Here is a 6,088-nt window from a genome sequence, read left to right on the forward strand (position 1 = left end):
TTGGCACAGGTTCAATATTATGGTACTGGCCGTCGTAAGAGCTCCGTTGCTCGTGTTCGCCTAATCCCAGGTGAAGGCCGTATCGTTATCAATAATCGTGAAATTACTGAGTACATTCCATTCGCTGCTTTGATCGAAGATATTAAACAACCATTGGCACTTACAGAAACTGGTACAAACTATGACGTTCTTGTTAACGTTCATGGCGGTGGCTTCGCTGGCCAAGCTGGTGCAATCCGTCACGGTATCTCCCGTGCATTGCTTCAAGCTGACCCAGAATTCCGCGGAACTTTGAAACAAGCTGGTCTTCTTACTCGTGACGCTCGTATGAAAGAACGTAAAAAATACGGTCTTAAAGGCGCTCGTCGTGCACCTCAGTTCTCAAAACGTTAATTTTTCGTTTCAAGGCTCTCAAGCTTTTGCTTGGGAGTCTTTTTTAATGGCTCTTTTCTTAAACTTTGTTGCTCATGATCCTATATTTAGGTCTCGAAACTATTGTCAGTGCAAAAACTTTAGGAAAAGATGCCCCGATGCAAGTGTAAATGCGTGATAAAAGCATATACGAAAAACAACAATCTCTGCGAAAACAGCCTTTTTAATTTTCAAAAACATTGAGGCCGATATATTAGAACTATCAGCCGCTGATAAAAGTGAGTCCACCTCCAAAAAACGGCGCATATCCGCCGAAAAAGTACAGCCGCCCTCTTACACTCTAATCATATTTCAACCTAGAAAGGAGAATGATAAAAAAATCAATGCGTAAGGGGGCGGCAGCTTGGATCCCATTCTGTCTTTTCGAGATAAGAGCCGTGAAAAACAGTTGAATTATGAACGTACCATGCTGAAGGAAATTTCACTGAAAGAAATTCGAAAAAGCATCATAGCGAGCTATGGCCATCACTTTCGGTTCGGCATTTTAAATAGGACATCAATCGAAGAAGGGTGTGCTGACTTTGCTGTAGAAGCTTTTTTGCTAGGAGCCGCATACAGCAGATTTGGTTCTCTTGGTGAAACTGTAGAAGCTGTTAATAAGCGGTGCAGCAAAGAGATGAGAGCTCTCCTAGATGAAATGTATGAATACCTGCAGGACTGGGGTCAGTCGGGAGAGTATTCACTAGCTAATGAATCCATTTATATGGCGAGCGATCACTTCCTTCATTCGTGGTGGACTGAAGGGTTTGTAAGAGGTGAGAAGCGCCGAAAGCTACGCCTGAATTAATCATATTTCCCCCACCTGTCCCATATAGTGAAATAAGGACGGGCGGTTAGGGGGAAACAAGCTTGAAAAAATTAAAATGGGCTGGATTTGCAGCAGGGTTTATTCTGCTCCTTTTACTATTCAGATTTCAATTCACTAATGATGATTCATGGAATACATGGAACCTTCCGCTAGCAGGAAAAGTCATCTATCTTGACCCTGGACACGGAGGACCTGATGGCGGGGCAGTAGGATCCTCTTTAATGGAAAAAAACGTGGCGCTGGACCTTTCTCTTAGGGTAAGGGATTATCTTCAACAGCAAGGGGCTCTCGTCCTCATGACAAGGGAAAGCGATATAGACCTTGCATCAATAGGTACAAAGGGTTTGGCTAGAAGAAAATCGGAAGACTTGAGGAACAGGGTTGAAGTAATCAACTCTTCTTCAGCAGATCTTTTCCTTAGCATTCATTTAAATGCGATTCCTTCTGCCAGGTGGAGAGGGGCACAAACGTTTTATTACGGTAAATACGAGGAAAATAAGCGAGTAGCTTTATATATACAGGATGAACTCCGAAAGAGCCTTGAAAACACCGATCGGGGCGCAAAACAGCTTCCTGGTATTTATCTTCTGAAATATGCCAGCAAACCAGGTGCACTAGTGGAAGTAGGCTTTTTGTCGAATCCTGAAGAGGAAAAGCTTCTGAAAGGAAAAAAATATCTGGATTCTATGGCTGCCTCCATCTATAAAGGAATTTTGAGATATTATACAGATAAAAAGGACCCTCCTGAGTAAACAGGAGGGTTCTGCAGTACTTGCAGGGTTTTATACCATGAATTCCTGGATGATATGCTATACTATTGTAAACGAATTCAGCAAAGGGTGGGAAAACAGATGTTGCAGGAATCAGAATTACGCAAAATTGTAGAACAAATTAATGAACCATTTTTACATACTACGCTAAAGGAATTAAATGCAATTGAAGAATTAACAGTGAAGCCTGAGAAACAGCATGTGAGTGTCAAAATTGCCATTGCCAAAAAAGGTTCAGGAGAGCAGATGAAATTGCAGCAGGAGGTCGTAGCGAAGCTGAAAGAAGCGGGAGCTCTTACTGTAGGAATTCGTTTTGCCGAGCTTTCTCAAGAAGTCATTTCTAAATTCCAGCAAACGCCGCAAGCAGGAGGTAATTTGCTATCTCCGGGCAGCAAAACAATCTTTATTGCCATTGCTTCAGGCAAAGGGGGAGTTGGAAAATCAACGGTTTCAGTCAATCTTGCTGTTTCGCTTGCCCGAATTGGCAAAAAGGTAGGCCTGATTGATGCTGATATTTACGGTTTTAGCGTACCTGACATGATGGGGATCAGCCAGCGCCCGACTTTAAGAGGAGAAAAAATTCTCCCTGTTGAACGATTAGGAGTAAAAGTTATTTCAATGGGCTTTTTTGTTGAAGATAATGCTCCGGTCATCTGGAGAGGGCCAATGCTTGGCAAAATGCTGAATAACTTTTTCCAAGAAGTAGAGTGGGGCGACTTGGATTACCTGCTGCTGGATTTACCTCCAGGCACAGGCGATGTGGCGCTTGATGTTCATTCCATGCTTCCGGCATGCAAGGAAATCATTGTTTCCACTCCTCATCCAACAGCAGCTTTTGTCGCGGCTAGAGCTGGAGCAATGGCACTCCGCACAGATCATGAAGTAATTGGTGTAGTAGAAAACATGGCCTACTTTGAAAGCAAAAAGACAGGCGAAAAAGAATATGTATTTGGACAAGGCGGCGGTGAAAAACTCTCGGAAGAGCTAAATGTGCCTATCCTTGGGAAAATTCCGCTTCAGCAGCCGGATTGGGATGAAGTAGATTTTTCTCCATCCGTCTATACGGCAGATCATCCTATTGGAAAAATCTATCTGCAAATGTCAGAAAAAATTGCCGAAATTGTTCCCGTGAAATAAAATTCCCGTAATAATTAAGAAAAGCGCCGGCTGGCGCTTTTTTGTATTTTAAAAACATTATTGTCCGCCGCCGGAGGAGCCTCCGCTTTGGCCGCCCTGTCCGCCGCCTCCGCTGCTTCCCTGAGACTGTCCGCCGCCCTGGCCCTGCTGCTGTTTACCGGACTGGGACATTTCCTGTGCTGCTTTTAAAAGACCTTCCTGTATTCTTGCTTTAAATAATGGGCTTGAAAGGGTATCAAGAACAACTTTTTGAATTTCTTTTCTTGATTCCTGGCTTTTAAGGGCTGTTCCCATTTGCTTTTGCATTTCGGGATTTTGCAGGATTTCAATCATCATTGCCTGATAATCAGGATCTTTCATTAGGGATTTAATAACTTTTTCGTGCTCTGTTTGAATGGATTTTGCAAAAGCCTCAGAAAATTTCGGGTCTTCAAATGTTTTAGTCCAAAATTCTTTACCCTTATCAGAAGTTAATGTTTGCTGAATGGTATCCTTCACAACTTTCTGGTCCATTACAAGGTGCTGCTTCATTTGTTCGTCAGACATGATTTGCTGAATAGCTGTTTTTCCATCATCTGTTTTTAATATATCCACGACCATTTTTTTGGTCTTTTCATAATCCATTTGTCCGCTGCTGCTGCTCTCACCGCTTGAGCCGCATCCTCCGAGGGAGCCTGCAATGAGAGCAATCATAAGGAGGAGCAAACTGCGTCTTTTCATATTCGATAATGGCTCCTTTCTAATTAAATACCTACTGTTAATATGAATCCTGCGGCCAATTTTATGCTTGAAAAATTATCCCGATTATAGCAATTTTCTAGGAGGATTGGTAAAATCAGAGACAAGATAAACGGGATGGGGGTTACGTTTTGAAAAGTAGAAATTGGGTGCGCTTTTTTTTAACAAACCTGGTCATTGGAGCCGTTACTGCTGTGATTATGGGGTTTTGCTTGCAATGGGGTAAATATGCAGCAATGCTTTCAGGTTTGAAGATAGGGGAATTGGCTTCCCTGTTCGTGATGTTTATAGGATGGGGCTTTATTTTCAGCGTAATCAGTCAAATGGGATTTTTTGCTTATTTGACTGTTCACCGGTTTGGATTGGGATTATTTAAATCAGTTAAGCTTTGGAATACAGCTCAAATCATCCTTATTGCTTTTGCCCTTTTTGATCTGATTTATTTTCGCTATCAGCTTTTTGCATCGAAAAATGAAAGCATTTACCCTTATATCATCCTTTCAGCTGTAATTTTCCTTTTTAGTATCGTGATTGCTTACGCGAAAAAAAAGGATACAGTCGCAGATGCATTTGTGCCTGCCCTCTTTTTTATGTTTGTTGTCTCCATTATTGAATGGTTCCCCGCATTGCGAATTAATGAGCCGTTTTGGCTTTACTTTATGCTTGTTCCCTTGCTTGTATGCAACGCCTTTCAACTTATCATGCTTCCAAGATATGCCGAAAGTAAAATGACAACAAATGAAGGAGTCCGATTGTAGGACTCCTTCGTTTGTTGTTTTCGAAAAAACGCATTTATTAAGTTTTAGCATGATGAATAATAGGGAAGTTTATTTTACCTCTTCTGATTTAGCATCAGCATTTGCCATCAGATCAGAAACACGGACATTATGAAGGTTGTTTTTCTTTAGGTAATGGACGATGGAAGGGAGGGCACTGGCTGTTTGTTTAGCTGAATCAGAGGCATGAAGAAGAACGATATCTCCTCCTTTAACAGTATTCTCTACACTCTTAATAATTTCCGCCGTTCCGGGATTTGTCCAGTCTTTTGTGTCAATACTGTAATGTACTACGGTAAGTCCGAATCGTTCAGCAATTTTCAGAACTTCTTGATTAAAGTTTCCTGTTGGAGGTCTGAGCAGGGTAACATCTTTAATGTTCAACTGCTGAAAGACATTTTGGGCAAGTATTAAGTCGCGGCTGATTTGCTCCGGTTTTAAGGAATTATAGTTTTTATAGGCATAGCCCATACTGCCAATTTGGTGTCCATCCTTTTGAATTCTCTCCACGATTTTTGGATGACGTTCTGCCCAGGAGCCTGATAAAAAGAAGGTGGCATTGTTAATATTGTTTTTCTTCAAAGTATCTAAAATAGGAATAGCTTTTTCATCTCCCCAGCTTATATCGAAGGTTAAAGCAACCTTGTTTCCTTTTTCTTCACCGTGATAAACCGCTTTTGGGCTGCCTGCTGCCGAAAAAACAGGCAATTGAAGCACATTTTCAAAATAAAGAATACCCGCAGTAAAAAATGCTGCGATAACAACGATAAGGATCTGTTTAATTTGTTTCATATGAATAACATGAAAATTGTCCATAGCTGTCCTCCTGCCTAATATGAGCTTTGTTTAAATCTATGCTTTAAAAAGGACAAACATGAGTAAAACACAAATTCAGAAAGCAGTTGATGATAGATGAGAAGAGGACTTCTTTTATCTGCAGCGGAGATTAAAGAAATAGAAGCTATGGCTCAAGCTGAATTAGCAGATATACAAGCCCTGCTGGAAAGAGAATCAATGAAAGCAATTAGTAAACGTGCTTTGCTTGAGAAAAGGAATGTACTGAAAACCATTTTGAAAACTGTAGGAGAATAAATTAAAATAAAAAAGTTTAAAAAAGATATTGACGGGTAATATTGTTATTTGGTATATTTATTTTCGTCGCTGACACATACAGAGTTGTTAAAAAAATATCACAAATTGATATTGACACCTGGTGTTACGCGTGATATATTATTTAAGCCGCTAAATGAGCGGGATGATCTTTGAAAACTAAACAGAACGAAATGCCAACGTTAATTCGAGTTTTATTTTAAGAGCTAATCAAACACTTTATTGGAGAGTTTGATCCTGGCTCAGGACGAACGCTGGCGGCGTGCCTAATACATGCAAGTCGAGCGGATCTCTTCGGAGATCAGCGGCGGACGGGT

8 protein-coding genes and 1 rRNA gene are annotated in these 6,088 nt (G+C 41.0%); 7 read left to right on the plus strand and 2 right to left on the minus strand.

Annotated features, from left to right (window positions below):
- From rpsI to ACOT8F_RS19335, 4 genes are all read left to right on the plus strand, one after another.
- Positions 1-393, plus strand: coding sequence for a 30S ribosomal protein S9 (gene rpsI / locus ACOT8F_RS19320; protein ID WP_421653571.1), 393 nt, complete (start codon positions 1-3; stop codon positions 391-393).
- A 382-nt stretch (positions 394-775) separates the two neighbouring features.
- Positions 776-1,219 (plus strand): DUF2521 family protein, encoded by a 444-nt coding sequence (locus tag ACOT8F_RS19325; protein WP_421653572.1) that lies wholly within the window; start codon positions 776-778, stop codon positions 1,217-1,219.
- Positions 1,220-1,281: 62 nt separating this feature from the next.
- Positions 1,282-1,992, plus strand: coding sequence for an N-acetylmuramoyl-L-alanine amidase CwlD (gene cwlD, locus ACOT8F_RS19330; RefSeq protein ID WP_421653573.1), 711 nt, complete (start codon positions 1,282-1,284; stop codon positions 1,990-1,992).
- A 99-nt stretch (positions 1,993-2,091) separates the two neighbouring features.
- Positions 2,092-3,147, plus strand: a complete 1,056-nt coding sequence (locus ACOT8F_RS19335) for an Mrp/NBP35 family ATP-binding protein (protein WP_421653574.1) — start codon at positions 2,092-2,094, stop codon at positions 3,145-3,147.
- 57 nt (positions 3,148-3,204) lie between these two features.
- Here the strand turns inward: ACOT8F_RS19335 and gerD are convergent, their stop codons facing one another.
- On the minus strand, positions 3,205-3,867 hold the full coding sequence (gerD, locus tag ACOT8F_RS19340; protein WP_421653575.1) for a spore germination lipoprotein GerD: 663 nt from the start codon (positions 3,865-3,867) through the stop codon (positions 3,205-3,207).
- 149 nt (positions 3,868-4,016) lie between these two features.
- Between gerD and ACOT8F_RS19345 the strand changes: the two genes are divergently transcribed.
- Positions 4,017-4,643 carry a KinB-signaling pathway activation protein gene (locus ACOT8F_RS19345; protein WP_421653576.1) on the plus strand — a complete coding sequence of 209 codons (627 nt, stop codon included), beginning with the start codon at positions 4,017-4,019 and terminating at the stop codon, positions 4,641-4,643.
- A gap of 69 nt (positions 4,644-4,712) precedes the next feature.
- Here the strand turns inward: ACOT8F_RS19345 and pdaB are convergent, their stop codons facing one another.
- Positions 4,713-5,477, minus strand: coding sequence for a polysaccharide deacetylase family sporulation protein PdaB (gene pdaB, locus ACOT8F_RS19350; RefSeq protein ID WP_421653577.1), 765 nt, complete (start codon positions 5,475-5,477; stop codon positions 4,713-4,715).
- Between the two features lie 96 nt (positions 5,478-5,573).
- On the opposite strand from pdaB, the gene ACOT8F_RS19355 reads away from it, so the two are divergent.
- Together ACOT8F_RS19355 and ACOT8F_RS19360 are read left to right on the plus strand one after the other, a co-directional pair.
- Entirely contained in the window at positions 5,574-5,753 is a 180-nt protein-coding gene (locus tag ACOT8F_RS19355; RefSeq protein ID WP_421653578.1) for a hypothetical protein, read from the plus strand.
- Between the two features lie 237 nt (positions 5,754-5,990).
- Positions 5,991-6,088: ribosomal RNA gene (locus ACOT8F_RS19360) — 16S ribosomal RNA — on the plus strand; the annotation flags it as partial.

The organism is Chryseobacillus diguaensis (assembly GCF_049220665.1).
GTDB lineage: Bacteria > Bacillota > Bacilli > Bacillales > Bacillaceae > Metabacillus_B.

What these genes read in the sequence shown, in the direction of transcription:
- ACOT8F_RS19335 (WP_421653574.1), top strand. Translation starts at nt 2,092, where the DNA reads ATGTTGCAGGAATCAGAATTACGCAAAATTGTAGAACAAATTAATGAA.
- ACOT8F_RS19355 (WP_421653578.1), top strand. Translation starts at nt 5,574, where the DNA reads ATGAGAAGAGGACTTCTTTTATCTGCAGCGGAGATTAAAGAAATAGAA.
- pdaB (WP_421653577.1), bottom strand. Translation starts at nt 5,477, where the DNA reads ATGGACAATTTTCATGTTATTCATATGAAACAAATTAAACAGATCCTT.
- gerD (WP_421653575.1), bottom strand. Translation starts at nt 3,867, where the DNA reads ATGAAAAGACGCAGTTTGCTCCTCCTTATGATTGCTCTCATTGCAGGC.